The organism is Paracoccus alcaliphilus, from assembly GCF_028553725.1.
Lineage (GTDB): Bacteria > Pseudomonadota > Alphaproteobacteria > Rhodobacterales > Rhodobacteraceae > Paracoccus > Paracoccus alcaliphilus.
Genome location: NZ_CP067124.1, coordinates 596,486 through 615,374 on the forward strand (window position 1 = coordinate 596,486; position 18,889 = coordinate 615,374).

The following is an 18,889-nucleotide window of genomic DNA, read 5'->3' on the forward strand; positions in this document are numbered from 1 at the left end:
CCGGGAACATAATCCCGGTCATCCGGTTGCTGTTGCAAGGAGGATGTTATGACAAGCAACACGCGCGACAAACCCTATCGGCAACCGACCGGAGGCTGGGGTTCGATCAAATCGCTTGGCAAACACATCACCCGACAACGCGCGTTCGCAAGCGGCCCCGGATTGTTTCGGGACCATAACAAGACCGGTGGCTATATGTGCACCAGCTGCGCATGGGCCAAGCCGGGCAAGCCGCATGCAGCGGAATTCTGTGAAAACGGGGCCAAGGCGACATTCTGGGACCTGACGCCGAAACGCACGCCGCCCGAGTTCTTTGCCGCGCACACGGTTACCGAATTGCTGACCTGGTCCGATTACGATCTGGAAAATCAGGGGCGACTGACCCATCCGATGCGCCATGATGCGGCCAGCGATACATATGTTCCGGTATCGTGGTCCGACGCCTTCGCGGAAATCGCTGCGGGCCTCAAAGCCCACGAGCCTGACGATGTGGTCTTTTACGCCTCGGGACGCGCCTCTCTGGAGGCATCCTATATGTATCAGTTGCTGGCGCGGCTCTATGGCACCAACAATCTGCCCGACAGTTCGAACATGTGCCATGAGACGACCTCGGTCGCGCTGCCCGAAAGCATCGGCACCCCGGTCGGGACAATTCTGCTGGAAGATTTCGCCCGGTCCGATTGCGTGCTGTCCTTTGGCCAGAACGTGGGCACCAATTCGCCCAGACTGCTGCACGAGTTGCAGAAACTGCGCGAGCGGGACGCGCAGGTGATGGTGTTCAATTCCCTGCGTGAGCGCGGGTGGGAAGAGTTCGTCAATCCCCAGTATCCCGGTCAGATGCTGACAAACCGGCCCACACGGATCGCCACGCAATATTATCAGCCCCGCGCCGGGGGCGATATCGCGGCGATGATGGGTATCGCCAAGGCGCTGCTGGCCTGGGACGATGAGGCAAGGGCAAGCGGAGCAGAGCGTATCCTCGATGTGGACTTCATTGCCGGGCACACCCATGGATTCGACGCGTTCGAACGGCAGGTCAGGGCAGCCGACTGGGCCGGCATTGTGGCGATCAGCGGCTTGCCCCGGCCCGCACTGGAGGCCGCCGCCCGGACATATGGTGCCGCCCGCTCGGTCATTGCGGTCTATGGGATGGGGCTGACCCAGCACCGGCTGGGCAGCGACAATGTGCAGATGCTGATCAACCTGCTGCTGATGCGCGGCAATATGGGCAGGCCGGGCGCGGGCATCTGCCCTGTGCGCGGCCATTCCAACGTGCAGGGCCAACGCACCGTCGGCATCGCCGAAAAGGCCGATCTGGTTCCGCTGGACCGTCTGGCCGCGCAATACGGGTTCCAGCCGTCGCGCAAGGACGGAATGAACACGGTCGAGGTCTGCGAGGCGATGATTGACGGCAGGGCCCGCGCCTTTCTGGGGCTGGGCGGCAATTTCCTGCGTGCCGTCCCCGAACGGGAACTGATGGAGCAGGCATGGGCGAAGCTGGATATGTCGGTGCAGATCGCGACCAAGTTGAACCGCACGCATCTGGTGACGGCACGGACCAGCTTCCTGCTGCCGACGCTGGTGCGATCCGAAATCGACGAGCAACTCAGCGGCCCGCAGATCGTGACGGTCGAGGATTCGACCACCTGCATCCACGCCTCGCGCGGAAAATTCCGGGCCGCCAGCCCGGACCTGTTGTCCGAACCAGCCATCGTGGCCGGTATCGCAAAGGCGGCGCTTCCGGACAATCCGGCGGTTCCCTGGGACGCGTGGGTGGCGGATTATGCGCTGATCCGCGATGCGATCGAGGCCAGCTTTCCCGAAGATTTCCGCGATTTCAACGGCAGGCTGGATCAACCCGGCGGGTTCCCGCGGCCGGTCGCGGCACGGCAGCGGAAATGGGAGACGGACAGCGGCAAGGCCAACTTTCTGTGTCCCCGCGCACTTTCGGCCGATGCGGGCGCCGGAGAGGGTGCCGACATTTTGCGGCTGATTACCCTTCGGTCCAACGATCAGTTCAACACCACGATTTACGGCTATGATGACCGGCTGCGCGGGATTCACGGCTCGCGCATGATCGTCATGATCAATACCGATGACCGTATCCGTCATGGTATCGCCAAGGATGGGATGGTGCGCCTGACCACCGCCGCGCAGGACGGCGTGTTCCGCAGTCTGGGCGGTTTCCAGGCGATTGATCGTGATCTGCCACCCGGAACGCTGGCCGCCTATTATCCCGAATGCAACGCGCTGATCCCGCTGTGGTATCATGACGAGAAAAGCAAGACGCCCGCAGCCAAATCCGTGCCCGTCAGGATTGCGGCAGACTGATCCGCAAAAAGTGGAGTGGGACAGAAAGCATGGCGCAATCAGGACGACCCGCCCATCACCCGCCCGGCCGCATGATCCGCGACTTCGGTCGCGCGGCGGGTGGGGCGCTGATCTTTTCACTGCCGATGCTGATGACGATGGAACTGTGGTCGCTCGGCTTCTATCTGGACCGGCTTCGGTTGTTGCTGCTGGTGGTCGTGACCCTGCCGCTGCTGGTGCTGCTGTCGCGCCATATCGGCTTCGAACGCACCCGCGGCTGGCGCAGCGATGTGGTCGACAGCCTGATCGCGCTGGGGGTCGCGGCGATCATCTCGGTCATGGTGCTGCTTCTGCTGGGGGTGATCGACGCGACCACATCCCTTGACGCGGTGCTGGGCAAGATCTCGATCCAGATGGTTCCGGCTTCGATCGGCGCGCTTCTGGCCAAAAGCCAGCTTGGTGCCGGATCCGGGGACGACCCCGAAGAGCAGGACGAATCCTGGTGGGGAGAGTTGTTCCTGATGGCGGTTGGCGCATTGTTTCTGGGGCTGAACACCGCACCGACCGAAGAGGTGATGGTGATCTCGTATCAGATGACGCATTGGCATGCGCTGGCGCTTGTCGTGCTGTCGTTGCTGCTGATGCATGGCTTTGTCTTTTCGGTGGGCTTTGCCGGCGGCTCCGAGGTCTCCAGCGAAGAGCCGTGGTGGAGTGCATTCATCCGCATGACCTTACCCGGCTTCATCATCGCGCTGACGGTCAGTTTCTGCTTGCTGTGGCTGTTCGCACGCACCGACGGGCTGTCCTTTGACAGTGCGCTGATGGCGACCATCGTTCTGGCGTTCCCCTGTGCGATCGGCGCCGCCGCCGCCCGCCTGATCCTGTGAGACAATGATGAGCGACGCAGACGAAAACACCGGCAAACGACCCCTGGCAGAGTGGATATTCGGACTGCTGTCCGGCTGTGGCATCGCCGCTCTGATCCTGTTTTTGAGCTGGCAGGCGCTGTTTTCGTCCTCTCATGCGCCGGATCTGGTCGTGTCCGTCATCGGCGTCGAGCGCAAAGGCGACGCAAACATCGCGACTGTCGAGGTTGCGAACCATGGCGACCGGGCGGCATCGGCGGTGACTGTGTTGGCGGAGGGACAGCGGGTGGTCGAGTTTGATTATGTGGCGGCCCATTCAATCCGTCGTGGCGCGGTCGGCCTTCCGGGGGGCTGGTCCGCCGGGGATCCGAGCATCGGGATCGGCGGGTTCGCGGAACCCTGACGATGCGGGTCGCGGCGAGGCGGCAGCCGCGAAACATTCAGAAACAATTCCGGGAACATTCTACCATCCGGCCAGAGCGACAGATGAAAGCCTCCGCCTTTATTTGATCGAATATCTTGGCAACTCATTGAAATAGCACATATTAATGGGAACGTGGTGGACGCCGAGGGTTGCCGTGACTTACGCGGAAGGCCGGAAAACATGCAACACCAGAGGGCAAAGTTCGTATCATGGGGCCCTTTTGCAGCCCGATTGGCTTAACATAAAGCAAGAGGAGAAGGCGCATCTGGAGCTTTGAATGACCCGCGAAACCAATGACGATCCGGTGCTGGATCCAAAGCTGGGCGCCGCCTTGTCGGAGCTGCTGGCGCAGGTGGATGCCGAACCGATCTCGCCGCGCCTTCGCGAACTGGCCCGCCAGCTTGAGGCCGCGCTGGAGGATAGCCGCAAGTCGCGCGCGAAGTGAACGCCGTCAGCCGTGATGTTCAGGCTCCAGCGCGCGTCGCAGGATGTGTCTGGCGCGGTTGACCCGGCTTTTGATCGTGCCGATGTCGCATTCAAGGATCTGCGCCGCGTCCAGATAGCTTTCGCCGATCACCGCCACCAGAATGATCGTTTCGCGGTAATGGACCGGCATCGCCTCCAGCGCGGCGCATAGTTCACGCTGGCGCAGATGCCATTCCTGCGCAGGCGGAACAGAGGGCTGCAGGGACGCGCAATCGCTGCTGCCGGTGCGTTCGCGGGCGGATTTCTTCACGTCGGTATAGAACTTGTTGCGCATGATCGTGAACAGCCAGGCGCGCATATTGGTGCCGGGCTGATAGCTGTCGGCCTTCTCGATGGCCCGCAACAGCGTGTCCTGCACCAGATCCTCGGCATCGCCCACCGCACCGCAAAGCGAGCGGGCATAGGCACGCAAGGCCCTTACATGGGTCAGGATGTCATCCGACATGGTCAACCATCCAGCGCCTGCCTTCCTTCTTGCCAACCCAATGCGGACCGGAAGCTTCGGTTCCCTGACGACCGCATAAGGCCAGAACATCGTTCGCAACCGTAAGTTGCGGCCTGCCATCTCTCACGCTTCCATGAAACCAGGATGTGATGCTTCCAACAGCGCTTCTGGGCAATAGCTGAAGATGGTGATGGGACGTTTCGTGGCGAGTGTCGAAGCCTGTCAGGCTTCCCCTCGAACATCTTGCCGCGGTGGGTGCAGCGGGCGCGCTGCCTTGATGCGCTGCCGACCGTGCTTTACCTGCATGCACCGCAGCACCGCAGCACCGCAGCACCGCAGCACCGCAGCACCGCAGCACCGCAGCACCGCAGCACCGCAGCACCGCAGCACCGCAGCACCGCAGCACCGCAGCACCGCAGCACCGCAGCACCGAAGGAGGTCAAATGGAGGCGCTGTCGTTTTCAAGCACGAGCAATCGATAGACCCATTGCTCCGCCCTTTTGAAAGAGCCCTGCAACGGATGCCGCCATAGTCCTCATTGCAGAGGAGTGGCGGCCTCTCGCAGCCCCTTTATCGTGATTTCTGATACAGCTTGCTGGCGATCTCGAACATTTCTTCGGGTGCATAATCGGGAGTAAAGGCCGAAGGAACGCCGGTCAGATCGTGGATCTTGCCGCCCTCCGGGATGCCATCCACCACCTCCAGTTCTCCGGGCGGGTCATCGGGCAGCGCCACCTCGCCATTTCCCCAGATGCCCTTCATCTCGTGATAATCGTCCGGGCTGAAGGTATAGAGGCGGCGATGTGCCCCCTCGGCCAGATATTTCTGACATTCGGGAATATTGCCCAAGGGGATGTTCGGCACCGGCAGAAACTTGTCCAGATCGACCCCGGTAATCTTTTTCAGTGCCAGCGCATATGCATGTGCGTGAACCGAACCCCGCACCAGCAGATAGCCGCAGACCTCGCGCCCGGTGGGATCGGTCAGGCTCTCGTAAACCCGCAGCTTGTGCAGCCTCGCGCCGCATTCGAGGTGGAAGTTGTGCAGCAGGTCCACGACGACATTGCCCGTCGTGGTGACCATGTCCGCGTTCCATGACTGCCCGTTGCTGTTGACCGGAACCGCGCCACCCGCGTGCGAATAGAAAGCCGCGGCCAGCCGGGCATCCTTCATCGCCTCGAATGGAGCGCCGGAAATGTCGCCGCCGGGTCCCTGATCGTCCTGATCCGCATCCGGACCATTCGCCAGCATCGCAACGCCGTTGCTGACCAGCTCGACATGACCGAGTTCCTCGGCCGTGATTGCCGCCACCAGACTATAGAAAGGACGCAGCTTGCTTTTGCTGCGGAAGTTGAAGCTTTGGAACATATAGTTGCCCAAAGTGGACATTTCGCCATATTTGCCACCCAGAAGCTCTTGCAGGGCTGCTGCCGCGTTGGGATCCTGGCGCTTCGGTGCCGGCAGGTCGATCTGCAGTTTATCAACGCGTAAGAACATGTGCCTTCTCCTTGTTGGGGTTCGCGACTCCTCGGAGGCCCGGCAACAACCCTTTGCCCGAAATGTTCCCGACGCGATGCGTGGGGAACCATCGGCGATAACTTCCGTTCCATCTCAAGGCCCGTATCGCGAAGGATCCCGACATGGCACCGCGCTCTTATTGGAAGGGCTATCTCAAGCTGTCGCTGGTCACCTGTCCGGTGGCGATGATGCCCGCCACGACCGAGGCCGAGAAGGTCCGATTCCACACGCTGAACGCCAAAACCGGCAACCGTGTCCTCAGTCGGTATGTCGATGCAATCTCGGGGAAACCGGTGGCCGAGGATGACGAGGTCAGGGGCTATCCCCGGGGCGAGGACGACTATGTCATGCTGGACGACAAGGACATCGAGGCGGTCGCGCTTGAAAGCACCCGCACCATCGATATCGACATGTTCGTGCCGGCGGATTCCATCGGCTGGGTCTGGTATGACCAGCCCCATTACCTGACCCCCGCCGACAAGATCGGCGCAGAGGCATTTGCCGTCATCCGCGACGCGATGGCCAGAACGAAGACCGTCGGCATCTCGCGACTGGTGATGTATCGCCGGGAAAGGGCGGTCATGTTGCAACCGCGCGGCAAGGGGATCACGCTGTGGACCCTGCGCTATGGCGACGAGATGCGCAACGAGGCCGATTATTTCGACGACAGCACGGATGACAAGCCCCCATCCCGGCTGATGACGCTGATGCGGAAACTGATCGATGAGCGCACGGTGCCCTGGGATCCCTCGATGGTGGATGACCCTGTTCAGGCGCGACTGCTGGACATCATCGCCGCCAGAAAGAAAAGCCCCAAACGGCGTGTCAGGACCAAAGCGCCTGAAAAGGCGGATACGGACAATGTCATAGACATCATGGATGCCCTGCGCAAAAGCATCGGTGCGGAAAAGAAAAAGAAGTAGCGTCAGGCTTTGCGCTTCGTCTCCAGAGGCTTTTCCGCGGAACGAAACGCCTGCCACGGATCGGCTTTCAGCACCGCAAGGCGGTTGGGCACATTCGCCACCGTGAAATGATCCGGGCCGATATCGGGGGTCAGTTCCTCCCACGCCAAGGGCATCGACACCGCAGCGCCGGGCCGGGCGCGGGGTGACCACGCAGCGACCGCCGTCGAGCCTCGCTGATTGCGCAGATAGTCGATCAGGATCCTGCCGCGCCGCTTCGATTTCGCAATGGTCGAGACATATCGTTCCGGACTGTCCAGGGCCATGCTGTCGGCGATGGCCTTGGCAAAGCTCTTGACCGCCGCCCATCCCGCCTTGGGTTTCAGGGGTGCGACGACATGCAGCCCCTTCCCACCCGAGGTTTTCACAAAAGCCGCAAGCCCCGCGTCCTCCAGCCGCTGCCGCACCTCATGCGCGGCGTCGATCACCGCCTGCCATTCGACGCCCTCACCGGGATCGAGGTCCATGGTGATCGTGTCGGGTCGTTCCCAATCGGCGATGGTCGTACCCCAAGGATGGATTTCGAGTGCGGCGGATTGCACCAACCCCATCAGCCCGTCCAGATCAGTGATGGAGATCAGCGGCGCGCCCTTCTTGTCCTTCGGATCGTGGATGGGGACGATATGTTTGTTCATCCCTTTCCACGCATGCTTCTGAAAGAACTTCTGGCCTTCGATGCCAGTGGGGCAGCGCAGCAGCGCCAGCGGGCGCCCGACGATATAAGGCGCGATCAGCGGCCAGACTTCGGCATGGTAATCCGCAAGCCCCTCTTTGGTGATGCCCTCATCCGGCCAATAGATGCGGTCGGGATGGGTCAGCGTGACGCGACGGCGTTGGGGCCTGGCGGGCGCATCCTTCACACCCGCCGTTTCGCGGACGATTTCCGCGGCGGGCTTGTCCTCGCGCAGGCCCCGGAACGACGCATGGCGCAGATGACCGTCGGCGGTCCATGCCCGGAACTCGATCTCGGCCACCAGTTCGGGGCGGACATAGCGAACCTTGCGCGCTTCGGTCGCGGTCAGCGGTTGCGCGAATGGGCTTTTGTTGACCCGAAGCTTGTCCAGGCTGGCCTGAAGTTCTTCGGCGACCCTGACAGAAAAACCAGTGCCCACCCGTCCCACATGCTGCAACGCCCCATCCTCGTAAACACCCAGCACCAACGAGCCGATGGCCTTGTCCGACACCGTCGAGGGCACATAACCCGCCACCACGAATTCCTGCCGCGCCGAGCATTTCGATTTGATCCAGCCCTTGCCGCGCCCTGACCGATAGGGCGCATCGGACTGTTTCGAGACGATCCCCTCCAGCGACAACCGGCAGGCATGGCGCAGAACCAGCGCGCCGCTTTCATCGAAATGGTCGCTGTAGCGCAACGTCGCCGGAGCAGCGTCCAGCAGCTTTTTCAAAGCCGCCTTTCGGTCGCTCAACGGGGCTTTGCGCAGATCATATCCGTCGAGATAAAGCAGATCGAACACATACAGCAGAAAACGGTCGTCGCGTCCCTTGCTCAGATCGGCTTGCAGGGTCGGGAAATCCGAGGCGCCGTTGCCTGTTTCGACCACCAGTTCGCCGTCCAGCAATGCGGTCTCAGCTGGCAGGGCGCGCAGCGCGTCCACAATCCCGGCTCCAAAGCGATCGGTCCAATCCAGTCCGCTGCGGGTCAGCAGCCGTATATCGGATCCGTCGATCCGGGCCTGCAATCGGTAGCCGTCGAATTTGATCTCATGCAGCCATTGCGCACCAGTCGGCGGAGCAGCCCGCAATGTCGCCAGCGCCGGTTCCACGAACTCCGGCAACGCGGCCTTTTTCGCGCGGGGCGCAAGGGGACTGGCCTTGAGCGCTCTGGTTTTCGGTGCGACATCGCCTTTCGCAACATCCTCCACCATGCGCCCGGTCTTCACCGACTCGGGGCGTTGCTCAAGAATATCGGGATCGCCCTCGGCACGGGCCGCAGCATCATCGCCCTTGATCAGCAGCCAGTTCTCGCGCTTTTCGCCGGGCTTGCCGCGCATCCGCACCAGATGCCATCGTCCCGACAGCTTTTCGCCCGACAGTTCGAATTCCAGATGCCCCTTCGCATAGCCCCGATCGGGATCGGCCACGGGGTTCCAGCTGCCGCGATCCCAGACAATCACCGCACCTGCACCATACTGCCCCTTTGGAATCGTACCCTCGAAGCCGCCATAGTCCAGCGGATGATCCTCGACATGGACCGCAAGGCGTTTGTCATCGGGGTTCAGGCTTGGTCCCTTGGTGACGGCCCAGCTTTTCAGCACGCCATCCATCTCCAGCCGCAGATCGTAATGCAGCCGTGTCGCCGCATGTTTCTGAATGACGAAGGAGTTGCCTTTCTTGTGGGATTTCCGCCCGCGAGGCTCGGACGTGGCCTTGAAGTCCCGCTTCTTGCGATAGGTTTCCAGTGCCGCCATGGTCAGCCTGCCTTCTTGCGGCTGGTGGCGGGTTTTGCCTTGCTTTCCGACCGTGATTTGCGCGGCTTCTTGTCAGTTACCCCCGCGCTTTCACGCAGGGCTTCCATCAGATCGACCACCTTGCCGCGTTTTTGCGCCTTCACCGGGGTGATCTTGCGGCCTTCCAGCTTGGCTCTGACCAGATCGGCCAGCGCAGCATCATAGCGGTCGTCGAAATCATTCGGATCGAATTCACCCATTTTTGTGCCAATGATATGCTTGGCCAGATCCAGCATCTCGCCCTTGATCTTCACATCGGGGATATCATCGAAAGCCTCGGTCGCCGAACGCACCTGATGGTCGAAATTCAGCGTCGTCGCGATCAGCCCCGCGCCATGCGCGCGGATCAACACGCTCCGGACGCGACGGAACAGGACCGTCCGGGCCAGCGCCGCCACCTTTCGCGCACGCATCGCCTCGCGGATCAGGGCAAAGGCCTCTTGCCCCGTGGGATCCGACGGGGCAAGATAATAGGGCCTGTCGAAATAGACGGTGTCGATATCGACGCAACCGATGAAGGCCGAGACTGCCAGCACCTTGTCGCTGTCGGGCACGGCCGAGGCGATTTCCTCGGGTTGCAGCACCACATATTCCCCTGCGCTGGTCTCATATCCCTTGACCTGATCGTCGCGCCCGACCGGCTTTCCCGTCTCATTGTCCACGAGTTGACGGCGCACCCGGTGGCCGGTCTTGCGGTTCAGCGTATGAAAGACGATGCGATCCGAGGTCGAGGCTGCGGTATAAAGCGCGACCGGACAGCTGACCTCGCCGATCTTCAGGACTCCCTTCCAGTTCGCTCTGGGCGCCATAATTGCCTCCCTGCCAATAGGTTCAGGGTGAACCACCGGCATCGCGGATTGTTCCGGCGGCGAAGGAGGCCGCCTCGATCCGGGCCTGATCGCGCCCACAGGGATATGCCGGCCCGACTCTGCCACGACGTTTCGCCATGCAACATCCTTTCGCGACTCGGGCGATCACGCCGAAAGCCTGGTATCGCCTAGTCTTTATCCTTGTTGTGCTTGCGGGTCTCGGCCGCCTTCTTGGCGGATCTGGACCGTTCCGCCGCAGGACGCGCGGCGGAAGCCTTGCCACCTTTCTCGCCGCCCTTTTTCGCGGCTGGATTACCCGTCCGCTTTCCCCGGCCCGAGCCGGATTTGTTGCCACCACCATCATCCTTGTTGACGGTCGCCCAGGCCCGCCGTTCAGCCTCTTTCTCGGAAACACCCTGCTTTTCATAGCTTTCAGCAATATGATCGGCTTTGCGTTCCTGCTTGTCCGTATATTTCGGCTTGTCGCCACGTGGCATGAAACGTCCTTCCATACTGAGACCGGGAAAGTCCGCCGCAAGGTTGCGGCGGCGGGGCATAATGTGTCGTCAGGCGGGAATCGGTGCCGCACCCTAGGCGATGATCACAGGGCTGCCGCTTCGTCCAGTGCTTCGCGGCAGGCTTCCTCATCACCGGCAGCCAGAGCCGCCCGCGCCCGCTCGATCGCGGCGTCGCGATCGCCGGACCCATCCCCGGCCTGCTCGACCGCTGTCGGCGCGCCCTCCTGCTGCGCCTGGGCATCATCGCCCGACATCGCCAGATCCTCGCCGGTCTGCTCGTCATTGCCGCCTTCCTGGAATTCGGCAGGGGTGCCGTCCCGGGCAACGCCCTCACCAGCCTCCTCGTCGGACGCCGCCGCTTCAGAGCCGTCATTCACCGCGCCGCCGTCCTCCAGCGGTGCCAGCGAACCGTCCTTGGCGATCCCTTCGGTTTCGCCATCCGCCTGATTTTCCAGCGCCGCCAGATCTGCCGCGCAATCGGCACTGGCAAGACCCGCCGTCAGCGCCCAGATCGCACCCGCCGCCATCAGTTTCGTACCGGTCTTCATTTCGGCCTCCCATCAAATGCGCCCCGACCCCATGTCGGAACGGGCCAGAAACAAGCAGGCTGTCGAAATGTTCCTGTCAGCCATTGAGCAATGCGGCGGATTGGCCGGACACGGCGCGGCGATCCGACCTGCTCATGTCCTCAGCCGCTTTTTGAGAAACTTCAGAACCTGCTTTTCCTCGTGCCGCAAGCCGGGCTTTTTCAGGTCGTCATCGATCTGATCGCGCAGGTCCAGCGTCAGCTCTTTAGCGAGATAGGCCTCGATGATCTGCGGGTGAACATAGCATTTGCGGCAGATGGCAGGCGTATTGCCCAAACGGCTGGCGACGCTTTCGATGGCCTCGCGGATATTGCTTCTGGCGGCGGTCTCGCTGTCGAAACCCTCGTATTCCGACAGGGCCAGCGCCGCCAGCACCGTGCCGGTCCAAGTGCGGAAATCCTTGGCGGTCACCTCGCTGCCCGTAATCTCGCGCAGATAGTCGTTCACATCCGTCGAGGTGATCTTCTGCCGCACGCCGTCCTTATCCAGATACTGAAACAGGTGCTGGCCGGGAATGTCCTGCGCGGCACGCACGATCCGGGCCACACGGCGATCGCGGATACCCAGATCCCATTCCTTGCCGCCCTTGCCGTTGAAGCGGAACCGTACCTCATTGCCGTTGAACCTGACATGCCGGTCGCGCAGCGTGGTCAGCCCATGGGACCGGTTCTGGCGGGCATAATCGCTGTTGCCGACGCGGATCATGGTGTTTTCCAGCAGGAACACCACGGTCGCCAGCACCTTGTGGGCAGGCAGCCCACGACGCGACATGTCCTGATCGACCTGTGCCCGGATCTTTGGCAGAAGCCCTGCGAATTCCAGCATGTGATCGTATTTCGCACTGTCGCGCAGCGCGCGGAAATCCGGGTGATAGCGGTATTGCTTGCGCCCGCGCGCGTCCCGGCCCGTGGCCTGAATATGGCCACGCGGATCAGGGCAGATCCAGACATCGGTATAGGCGGGCGGCACCGCCAGCGCCGCCAGACGCCTGCGTTCCTCCTGATCGGTGATCCTGTGGCCCTGCGCATCGCGATAGGAAAAGCCCGTGCCCGCACGAATGCGGCTAATCCCCGGCATGTCGGCATTGACATAGACCAGCCCCGCCTCTTTCGCGGCGGCGCAGGGGTCCGGGATGGCAGGGGCGTCCTTGGGCATCGCGCGATCCGCCGTCAATCATGTCGGGACCAACGCCATCTTGGCGCAATGGTTGCGCGGGGAACCATCAGCAGTCGCCAGCACGATACTGGCGCGCCAGATGTTCTTTCAGGCGGTGTTACAGTCCGAGATCAGTGCTTCGCCGTGCTCGGTCGGAAGGGCTAAGGAATCATAAGCTCTGGCTGAGCAACTCCAGTATCAAGCGCATGCGGTCACAACACCCGCAAGATCCTCGCCCATCCCAAGGATGGGCGCTGCGAGACAAGATGCCCATTCGCGAGATCGCGCGGCGCAAGGGCATTTCGCGCATCGAGGCCATGGACGCCATTGGTTCAAGTCCATGGCCGAGGGATCAAGAAGTATCTGCGGGAGTGGATTGTTGAACTTGCGTTTCAGACGCCGGCTCGTTCGAGCAAGCTGGATCCGTATGCCAATCAGCTGACGGCATGGCTTGTTTCGGACCAGCGCAAATCACGCAAAGAACGCCGGACGGCGAAGCTGATGCACGCCGATCTGGTCAAGCTGGGATATGACGGTTCCTATGAGCGCGTTGCCGCCTTCGTTCGTGCATCCGGCATTCCCGGTCCAGCTTCGCGCTCCGCTGCATCAAACAGGGGGGCGTCCCGGTTTGAATGAAGGTCCCGAACAGGGGTTCTCGACCCACCGGGCGCCAACCACCTCGTCAGAGAGCTTGAAGGTGTGCTGGAGATATGTGAGCCCGACAACTAGGCGGCGCCGCACCGGCCTCACCCGCCAGGATTTGGAGGGTCGGATCCTAGCAATCCTGTCCCAGCAGTTGATGGTCCCGAAATTGGTAAAGGTCTTCGCCGCTGAATATATCGCCGAGCGCAACAGCCTCGCTGCCGCCCATGTCGATAACCGGGCCCCCGGCGGTTCCTGGAGGCGGTATTTTAGTCCCTATTGTTCCAGCTTGGGTTTCTGTGATCGTAGGAACGGGAAAGGTCATGCTGGTTCCCTAACGTACTACGGCAGCGAGTTCGTCTCGCACGATCTCGACCTTTGGGCCTATGCCAGCAATGGGCCAGCCGAATGGGATCGCCGCCCTTGCGCGAAGGTTTGGTCAGCCGGTTGTAGCCGGTGTAGCCGGCGACTTGCAGGATACCGTCGAAGCCGGTCAGGAAGGTTTCGGCATTCTCACCGGCGCGGCCCGGGGCGTAGAAGTAGGCCACTCCGGGCGGATCGTCCCCGCCCCATGGCCGGTCATCGCGGGCCAAGGCCCAGAGATATCCGGTCTTTGTCCTCCCGCGCCCCGGATCCAGCACCGGGGCGGTGGTTTCGTCCATGAACAGCTTGCCGGATCGTTTCAGATGCTCGGCCAGCCGGTCGACGACGGGCCTCAGATGGAACGCGGCCTTGCCGACCCAATCGGCCAGAACGGCGTGGTGCAGCTCAAGGCCCGCCCGCGCCAGGATCTGGCTTTGGCGGTATAACGGCAAGCGAGTCGCGCGAGGGGATTTCACCCTCACGCGCTCCCAGAACCGTACGTGAACCTCTCGGTTCATACGGCTCCCAGCATTCAGCCATTTGCGTAAAGAAGAGACCAGTGGGTGAACAATCCCGGCGTGGATTTCGTAATTCCGGCGAGCCAGAGCCACGCTTGCCTAGGCCGTTGCTTGAAGCGTTTATATGTCCACTTCCGCATCACCCAACGGACCAAATGAGCGTCGATCAGACGTAATGTCGAATATAGCGCCGATTTGTAGAAGCATCTGAAGTAGCCGACCCATCCTGGGCTCAAAGATCGCGGACACAAGAAAGCAGCCAGCCTGCGATTGATCCAGAATCCCGACTATTTAGTCCGGTCAAACATGCCGGATGGGTTGCGGTGCATTAGGCCAATAGTCATCAAACATCGTGCTTACAGTCACTTACCTGACCGCGTCGTGGTTATCTTTTATCTGCATGCTTTTGCCGCCGACGGATACGGGATTATGCATTTTCGCTACTGACGGTCCGACTATTACCTTTTCTCGATTGGATGCGGCCCTGCGGGATAATATGGACCGGGCGGCGAAAGGTCCGACTATTAGCTGATGGGGGTGTCGCCCGCCCTGCCCTGCACTCCGCATCTTCGCCTCGTCATTGAAACGTCATGGGCGCATGGAACACCCAACATCATCGGCGGCGATTCCGGAACATGAGGATAAACCAATCCGCAGATCTGGTCGTATGAAAATCCCAGGATAGCTCATCCCCCAAGTAATACCGCCTGAGAAAAGAAACTACGATTACGAAACAGGGCATCCTCATCGATCCAGCCACTTGTTCACCAGGATGAACAGCAATCGACCCAATGTGGCAGGCCGACGTCGGCTCCGTTCACAAGACGCCCGGACACTCCGAGGAAGCCTTGGGGCTGCACCCCGGAACGCTGATCGCCGAAACTGCACGGTTCAGAAAAAAATGCTGAACTGGTCAGTCAATGATCAGGCCCCCAGCCCATCACCAACGCCGTGCTGACGGTGAACAGCACGGTCAGGTTTTCTGAAGGGCGCTCACAACCGTCTCAAAAGAGATGTTCAACGTCACTATCCACTTGCACCACTTCAAAGCATGCTGTTGATATTAGCCGCCGGCACGACCGAGGGATCCAATCAGGGAATCTCCTGCCGGACGCGGCCCAAACAGAGCAATCCCCTGATTGATCCTCTGTCGACGGATGGAACTTGCAGCTGCAAGTTCCATCCACCTATCACACCGCAAAAAACCTTCCAGAAAGAAAGGGATGCCGGCAGACAGGCGGGGCTGTCATACATGCAGCATGTCCTGCTGAGTGCCGGGGTTTTCCGGATGCATGGAACATCCTGCCCTGATCGCATCAACTCCGGAACCTGTGGATAACCCAGCTCACAGGTCTATCCGTATGCCAAACCGGAAATATCTGCCCCGCCAGGCAATACCGCCTGACGAAAGGAAATCACATGTCGAAACAACAGATCAACATGGACCAGGTCGAACGGCTTCGCGCATCGCTGAGCGAAGCGCCGCCAAAGCCAAAAGATGGTTATATGGTCCGCGAGGTCGTCGGGGAACTTGCACCACTGCTGCTTGATATGCGCAAAAAAGGGCATAATCTTGTCGATATCGCCGCATATTTCGTTCAGCATGATATCATTGTCAGTGCAAGCACACTCGGCTCATATCTGCGCGACCACGACCGCAAAGGCAGCACACAGAAGGAAAGGCCCCAGAACGCCCGGCGGAGGAGTGCCAAGGCGGCACCGGTGCCGCTGGTCGCGGAACCCGAAGCGCAGGCCCTGCCCCCGGGTTGAACACTGACAGAACAAGCGGGGCGGATGCCCCGCTTATGATCATTCCGGGGTTCCCGGATCTTGGGGGATATCGTCGGGCGGCGATGCACCGACATGGCGCGACTCCTCCCGGAGTGAAGGTATCCGGGTAGGAACCAGATGTCCCACGCCTGACGGACAGGCGTTGGGCACCGGTTGCCGGTCCTGCCTTGAAGAGGTGATGGGCTCCACCTACTCTTCGCTTCATGAAAGCCCCGGAAAAATCCGCTGATCGCGACGCTGGCGCAGGCGCGCTGCGGGCGGGCGCGAAGCACAATCGCGGACTGATCCTCAACACAGCGATGGCGGCATTCCTGCGTGACGGCATCAACAGGATCTCCCGCGATGCCGGCGTTGGGCGTTCGAGTTCCGGACATCGCACTGACCCACACTTGCCGGACCCTTGTCATCATCACTGGCGCATCTCTCGCGCACGCCCTCACCGGGGCGCCGCCTCCCTCTGCGAACAGGTTCAGGATTATGAAACGCCGCCGGAAGTGATCGCGAAGATACCGTATTACGGCGACCTCGCCCATGGCCCGGCCGCCGATCCACCCAACCCCATCCGTATATCCGGAGAACCTCATGCCTGACAAACCGATCCGTGTCGGCTTCATCGGCCTCAATCCCGGTATCCATTGGGCGGCGACGGCCCATATCCCGGCGATCAAGGCGCTGACGGCGGATTTTCACGTGGTCGGCGTGGCCAATACCAGCCTTGCCAGCGCCCGAAACGCCGCAGATGCCTTCGGCCTGCCGCATGCGTTCGAGGACGCGCAGGCGCTGGTCGCCTCGCCCGAGGTCGATCTTGTCGTCGTCACCGTCAAGGTGCCCCATCGCCATGCTTTGGTCGCGGCGGCGCTGGAGACGGGTAAGCATGTCTATTGCGAATGGCCGCTCGGCAATGGTCTGGCCGAGGCGCAGGAGCTTGCGGATCTCGCTGAGGCGAAAGGCGTGGTCGCGGTGGCGGGTACGCAGATGCGGGCCGCGCCCGAGGTCGAATATCTGCGCCAGCTGATCGCGGATGGCTATGTCGGCGAGGTCCTCTCGACCACGCTGATCGGCAGCGGCGGCCAGTGGGGCGCCGAAACCGACGCCGCCCATGGCTATCTTTATGACAGGAACAACGGGGCGACGCTGCTGAGCATCCCTCTGGGCCATACGCTGGCCGGCCTGCAGGAGGTTCTGGGCGGATTCGGTGCGATATCGGCGCGGCTGATCAATCGCCGCGAAACCGTTCATGTCACGGACACGGGCCAGACGATCCCGGTCACCACCCCCGATCAGGTTCTGGTGCAGGGCGCGCTGCAAAGCGGCGCGGCAATCTCGATACATTATCGCGGCGGCATGTCCCGCGGCACTAACCTGCTGTGGGAGATCAACGGGACGCAAGGCGACATCCAGGTGACCGGCGCGTCCGGCCATGGCCAAATCGTGCAGCTGTCGATCCGGGGCGGCAATGGCGATGCGAGCGGACTGACCCCGCTGGTGCCCCCCGCCTCGGCTTATGAGGGCTGGCCGGACAATTCGACCGTACGCAATGTCGCCCGCCTCTATGCGCGGATCGCGGAAGATATCCGCAAAGGCACCCGCACCGCCCCCAGCTTCCGCGATGCCGTTGCCCTGCATGAGGTGATCGACAGGATCGAACAGGCCGCAGCACGCGAACCGCAATGACCTGACACCGTAATCGGGATCCGGAGGCGGTGCGCCGTCGGGCGACATCCGCATCTTCGGGCACGCCCTCATCACAGCCGCCAACCGGCCGGGAGCGCATGGAACAATGCAGGCCCTGGACTTTTCGGACCGGCCACCTCGGACCCGGAAACCCGCCACGCGCCTCGTCTTTCCCCTCGGCCTGACCGTCGCTATCACCTCAGCGGCTCTGGCCGGGCCGCAATCGGACCACTATATCGACGACCGCTCCTCGCCCGAGCGGGTCATCATCTCGCTCTATAACGCCGTCAACCGGCAGGAATATCTGCGTGCCTGGAGCTATTTCAACCCGGAAACCGGCCCGCCTCTGGCCACATTCACCGAGGGCTATACGGGGACCGCACAAGTCGAGCTGCGCACCGAAGGCGCGGCCGGTTCAATCCATGCCATGGTGCCGCTGGTCCTGAAGGCCACAGACACCGACGGCTCGAGGAAGGTGTTCACCGGCTGCTATCACCTGACGCAGGTCCAGCCCGCCGCGCAGACCACGCTGCCCTTTCGCCCGATCCTGATCGATGATGGCAGGCTGGAGGAAAGCGATACCCCCTTCCCCGAGGCGATGGGCCAATGCGACACGCCCTGAACCGGCCAAACGTGAGGAGCAGGAGATAGCAAACTTGCCGCAAACAGGAGCAGCGGGCCAATCATCAAGAGTTTTATCGAGAAGGCGATCTGTCCAGTGCGGGTCTGCAGATCAACCACATGCCGGATTCCGGCAAATGGCACGACCCCGCGCGTCAGAAACACATACGCATAGTCGGCCATGTCGAGGATCGCCATCATCTCGCACTGGCCGACGATATCCGCTTCCGCTGGTGGAGGTCAGTCTTGCAGACTGTGGTGCGCTTCGGCGTCGGCCCATCCGCAGGTATAGGCTTCCTCAAGGGCGGCCCGGATCGCCAATATCCCCGTGTCGATGAAGTCGGCACTGTCGCTGCCCTGCCCGGTCAGGGGGTCTTTGCGGTCTCTCAGCTGGTGGAAGTGGGTTCTGGCGATTCTTTCCAGGGTAGTGCGGGTGGCTTGTTCGTCCATGTCAGTCTCTCCATCTCCGGCGATTCGACCTTGGGTGGTTTTCCCTACCTGTACCTACGCGCGTCAAGCAAGCGCTGTTCAATCCCAGATTGTGTCTTGAAAGTAGTGAAACTTGAAGGAAGCGCACTCCTGGGGTGAACAACCCCCCATGCAACTGGCTGCGGCAACCGCCAAAGAGATCACGCCATGAACCAGCCGTATATTGATCGATTTCTGTCCGGCCGCGCCGTGGAGTTTGTCCCACGCACGACCGGATGCATGAGCCCCCGACCTTAGCTTGAT

19 protein-coding genes and 1 pseudogene are annotated in these 18,889 nt (G+C 61.6%); 10 read left to right on the forward strand and 10 right to left on the reverse strand.

Annotated features, from left to right (window positions below; translation table 11 throughout):
• The first annotated feature begins 48 nt into the window (after positions 1 to 48).
• The 4 genes from JHW40_RS03205 (at position 49) to JHW40_RS03220 (ending at position 4,045) form a co-directional block, all read left to right on the forward strand.
• Positions 49 to 2,331 carry an FdhF/YdeP family oxidoreductase gene (locus JHW40_RS03205; protein ID WP_090617064.1) on the forward strand — a complete coding sequence of 761 codons (2,283 nt, stop codon included), beginning with the start codon at positions 49 to 51 and terminating at the stop codon, positions 2,329 to 2,331.
• 29 nt (positions 2,332 to 2,360) lie between these two features.
• Complete coding sequence (locus tag JHW40_RS03210; protein ID WP_272849052.1) at positions 2,361 to 3,197, forward strand: TIGR02587 family membrane protein; 837 nt, start codon at positions 2,361 to 2,363, stop codon at positions 3,195 to 3,197.
• 7 nt (positions 3,198 to 3,204) lie between these two features.
• Positions 3,205 to 3,579, forward strand: a complete 375-nt coding sequence (locus JHW40_RS03215; RefSeq protein ID WP_272849053.1) for a hypothetical protein — start codon at positions 3,205 to 3,207, stop codon at positions 3,577 to 3,579.
• A 298-nt stretch (positions 3,580 to 3,877) separates the two neighbouring features.
• On the forward strand, positions 3,878 to 4,045 hold the full coding sequence (locus JHW40_RS03220; protein ID WP_272849054.1) for a hypothetical protein: 168 nt from the start codon (positions 3,878 to 3,880) through the stop codon (positions 4,043 to 4,045).
• Positions 4,046 to 4,051: 6 nt separating this feature from the next.
• Here the strand turns inward: JHW40_RS03220 and JHW40_RS03225 are convergent, their stop codons facing one another.
• Positions 4,052 to 4,531 carry a sigma-70 family RNA polymerase sigma factor gene (locus JHW40_RS03225; RefSeq protein ID WP_090615062.1) on the reverse strand — a complete coding sequence of 160 codons (480 nt, stop codon included), beginning with the start codon at positions 4,529 to 4,531 and terminating at the stop codon, positions 4,052 to 4,054.
• Positions 4,532 to 5,101: 570 nt separating this feature from the next.
• Positions 5,102 to 6,028 carry a manganese catalase family protein gene (locus JHW40_RS03230; protein WP_272849055.1) on the reverse strand — a complete coding sequence of 309 codons (927 nt, stop codon included), beginning with the start codon at positions 6,026 to 6,028 and terminating at the stop codon, positions 5,102 to 5,104.
• 143 nt (positions 6,029 to 6,171) lie between these two features.
• Here JHW40_RS03230 and ku (JHW40_RS03235) point away from each other — a divergent pair, with 143 nt between their 5' ends.
• The gene (gene ku, locus JHW40_RS03235) at positions 6,172 to 6,972 is read left to right on the forward strand and encodes a non-homologous end joining protein Ku (RefSeq protein WP_272849056.1); all 801 of its coding nucleotides are present in this window, start codon (positions 6,172 to 6,174) and stop codon (positions 6,970 to 6,972) included.
• Positions 6,973 to 6,974: 2 nt separating this feature from the next.
• On the opposite strand, the gene ligD is transcribed toward ku (JHW40_RS03235), so the two are convergent.
• The 5 genes from ligD to JHW40_RS03260 all read right to left on the reverse strand — a co-directional run bounded on the left by ligD (position 6,975) and on the right by JHW40_RS03260 (position 12,548).
• The gene (gene ligD / locus JHW40_RS03240; protein ID WP_272849057.1) at positions 6,975 to 9,440 is read right to left on the reverse strand and encodes a DNA ligase D; all 2,466 of its coding nucleotides are present in this window, start codon (positions 9,438 to 9,440) and stop codon (positions 6,975 to 6,977) included.
• Between the two features lie 2 nt (positions 9,441 to 9,442).
• Entirely contained in the window at positions 9,443 to 10,288 is an 846-nt protein-coding gene (gene ku / locus JHW40_RS03245) for a non-homologous end joining protein Ku (RefSeq protein WP_272849058.1), read from the reverse strand.
• Positions 10,289 to 10,476: 188 nt separating this feature from the next.
• Positions 10,477 to 10,785: a type II toxin-antitoxin system RelE/ParE family toxin gene (locus JHW40_RS03250; protein WP_090617407.1), complete on the reverse strand. Its 309-nt coding sequence runs from the start codon at positions 10,783 to 10,785 to the stop codon at positions 10,477 to 10,479.
• A 104-nt stretch (positions 10,786 to 10,889) separates the two neighbouring features.
• Positions 10,890 to 11,354 carry a hypothetical protein gene (locus JHW40_RS03255; protein WP_090617403.1) on the reverse strand — a complete coding sequence of 155 codons (465 nt, stop codon included), beginning with the start codon at positions 11,352 to 11,354 and terminating at the stop codon, positions 10,890 to 10,892.
• Positions 11,355 to 11,486: 132 nt separating this feature from the next.
• On the reverse strand, positions 11,487 to 12,548 hold the full coding sequence (locus JHW40_RS03260) for a DNA topoisomerase IB (RefSeq protein WP_090617401.1): 1,062 nt from the start codon (positions 12,546 to 12,548) through the stop codon (positions 11,487 to 11,489).
• Positions 12,549 to 12,875: 327 nt separating this feature from the next.
• On the opposite strand from JHW40_RS03260, the gene JHW40_RS03265 reads away from it, so the two are divergent.
• Entirely contained in the window at positions 12,876 to 13,184 is a 309-nt protein-coding gene (locus JHW40_RS03265) for a hypothetical protein (protein ID WP_419182481.1), read from the forward strand.
• 395 nt (positions 13,185 to 13,579) lie between these two features.
• On the opposite strand, the pseudogene JHW40_RS03270 reads toward JHW40_RS03265, so the two are convergent.
• Positions 13,580 to 14,023 (reverse strand): annotated as a pseudogene (locus JHW40_RS03270) (IS66 family transposase); the annotation flags it as partial.
• 62 nt (positions 14,024 to 14,085) lie between these two features.
• Positions 14,086 to 14,322: a group II intron maturase-specific domain-containing protein gene (locus tag JHW40_RS03275; RefSeq protein WP_336390103.1), complete on the reverse strand. Its 237-nt coding sequence runs from the start codon at positions 14,320 to 14,322 to the stop codon at positions 14,086 to 14,088.
• Between the two features lie 1,168 nt (positions 14,323 to 15,490).
• Between JHW40_RS03275 and JHW40_RS03280 the strand changes: the two genes are divergently transcribed.
• From JHW40_RS03280 to JHW40_RS03295, 4 genes are all read left to right on the forward strand, one after another.
• On the forward strand, positions 15,491 to 15,841 hold the full coding sequence (locus JHW40_RS03280) for a hypothetical protein (protein WP_090617397.1): 351 nt from the start codon (positions 15,491 to 15,493) through the stop codon (positions 15,839 to 15,841).
• Between the two features lie 224 nt (positions 15,842 to 16,065).
• Positions 16,066 to 16,452 carry a hypothetical protein gene (locus tag JHW40_RS03285; protein ID WP_139208274.1) on the forward strand — a complete coding sequence of 129 codons (387 nt, stop codon included), beginning with the start codon at positions 16,066 to 16,068 and terminating at the stop codon, positions 16,450 to 16,452.
• A complete protein-coding gene (locus JHW40_RS03290; RefSeq protein WP_090617396.1) occupies positions 16,445 to 17,536 on the forward strand; it encodes a Gfo/Idh/MocA family protein in 1,092 nt (363 codons plus the stop codon). Before JHW40_RS03285 ends, JHW40_RS03290 begins: the two co-directional genes overlap by 8 nt.
• A gap of 106 nt (positions 17,537 to 17,642) precedes the next feature.
• Complete coding sequence (locus JHW40_RS03295; protein WP_090617388.1) at positions 17,643 to 18,158, forward strand: hypothetical protein; 516 nt, start codon at positions 17,643 to 17,645, stop codon at positions 18,156 to 18,158.
• Between the two features lie 239 nt (positions 18,159 to 18,397).
• On the opposite strand, the gene JHW40_RS03300 is transcribed toward JHW40_RS03295, so the two are convergent.
• Positions 18,398 to 18,607 (reverse strand): DUF6900 domain-containing protein, encoded by a 210-nt coding sequence (locus tag JHW40_RS03300; protein ID WP_090617386.1) that lies wholly within the window; start codon positions 18,605 to 18,607, stop codon positions 18,398 to 18,400.
• Positions 18,608 to 18,889 lie beyond the last annotated feature (282 nt).